At 45.8% G+C, this 1,847-nt stretch carries 2 tRNA genes and 2 rRNA genes; all 4 read left to right on the plus strand.

The features are described from left to right. Positions 1–520, plus strand: a 16S ribosomal RNA gene (locus tag ACEO2X_RS13805); the annotation flags it as partial. Between the two features lie 59 nt (positions 521–579). Further along, a tRNA-Ile gene (locus ACEO2X_RS13810) sits at positions 580–656 on the plus strand. Between the two features lie 70 nt (positions 657–726). Beyond that, positions 727–802, plus strand: a tRNA-Ala gene (locus ACEO2X_RS13815). A gap of 402 nt (positions 803–1,204) precedes the next feature. Next, a 23S ribosomal RNA gene (locus ACEO2X_RS13820) occupies positions 1,205–1,847 on the plus strand; the annotation flags it as partial.

Here is a 1,847-nt window from a genome sequence, read left to right on the forward strand (position 1 = left end):
GGTGCCTTCGGGAATCTACATACAGGTGCTGCATGGCTGTCGTCAGCTCGTGTCGTGAGATGTTGGGTTAAGTCCCGCAACGAGCGCAACCCTTTTCCTTACTTGCCAGCATTTCGGATGGGAACTTTAAGGATACTGCCAGTGACAAACTGGAGGAAGGCGGGGACGACGTCAAGTCATCATGGCCCTTACGGCCAGGGCTACACACGTGCTACAATGGTCGGTACAAAGGGTTGCTACACAGCGATGTGATGCTAATCTCAAAAAGCCGATCGTAGTCCGGATCGCAGTCTGCAACTCGACTGCGTGAAGTCGGAATCGCTAGTAATCGCGGATCAGAATGCCGCGGTGAATACGTTCCCGGGCCTTGTACACACCGCCCGTCACACCATGGGAGTTTGTTGCACCAGAAGTAGGTAGTCTAACCGCAAGGAGGACGCTTACCACGGTGTGGCCGATGACTGGGGTGAAGTCGTAACAAGGTAGCCGTAGGGGAACCTGCGGCTGGATCACCTCCTTAACGAAAGATTGACGATTGGTAAGAATCCACAACAAGTTGTTCTTCATTGATGTATCTGAGGGTCTGTAGCTCAGTTGGTTAGAGCACACGCTTGATAAGCGTGGGGTCACAAGTTCAAGTCTTGTCAGACCCACCATGACTTTGACCTAGATTGAATAAATCAAGTTACAGGAATTGAAGATACATTGAATCACAGATGATAAGCTGGGGACTTAGCTTAGTTGGTAGAGCGCCTGCTTTGCACGCAGGAGGTCAGGAGTTCGACTCTCCTAGTCTCCACCACGTACTTTTAAGTATGGGATAAGCTAAAGATTACAGAATTTAGTAAATAGGTTAAATCGTAAAGATTTAATGATTTATTAAATTCTGTGATTTATCACAGTGAACTACTCGCTGACGAGGCGGTAGGAAATCATTAACAGATTGGCAAAATTGAGTCTGAAATAAATTGTTCAACTCATTTAATTCAAGATTGACAGTAATGCTTCGGTGTTACGTTTTAATTACGAATTGAAATGAGAACTAGCAAATTAACTGAATCAAGCGTTTTGGTATATGAATCTAATTGAAGCTGTACAGTGCTTAAGTGCACAAGACGTCAAACTGTGAATTAAATAAATATTTTATATTTATTTAATTGTCTTAACCCTACTTGTAGGGGTTAACGACTGTTTGGGGTTGTATAGTCAAGTAATTAAGTGCATGTGGTGGATGCCTTGGCAGTCAGAGGCGAAGAAAGACGTGATAGCCTGCGAAAAGCTCCGGGGAGGCGGCAAATATCCTTTGATCCGGAGATTTCTGAATGGGGAAACCCACCTACCTTAAGGTAGGTATCGTATGATGAATACATAGTCATACGAAGCGAACGCGGGGAAGTGAAACATCTCAGTACCCGTAGGAAAAGAAATCAATTGAGATTCCCTCAGTAGCGGCGAGCGAAAGGGGAAAAGCCCATTAAGTTATGTGTGTTTTAGTGGAATGCTCTGGGAAGTGCAACCATAGTGGGTGATAGTCCTGTACACGAAAGGGCACACATAATGATGACGAGTAGGGCGAGGCACGTGAAACCTTGTCTGAATATGGGGGGACCATCCTCCAAGGCTAAATACTCCTGACTGACCGATAGTGAACCAGTACCGTGAGGGAAAGGCGAAAAGAACCCCTGTGAGGGGAGTGAAATAGATCCTGAAACCGCATGCATACAAGCAGTGGGAGCCAACTTGTTTGGTGACTGCGTACCTTTTGTATAATGGGTCAGCGACTTATATTCAGTAGCGAGGTTAACCGAATAGGGGAGCCGTAGAGAAATCGAGTCTTAATAGGGCGT

The organism is Acinetobacter sp. AL9 (assembly GCF_041464035.1).
GTDB classification, from domain to species: Bacteria; Pseudomonadota; Gammaproteobacteria; order Pseudomonadales; family Moraxellaceae; genus Acinetobacter; species Acinetobacter towneri.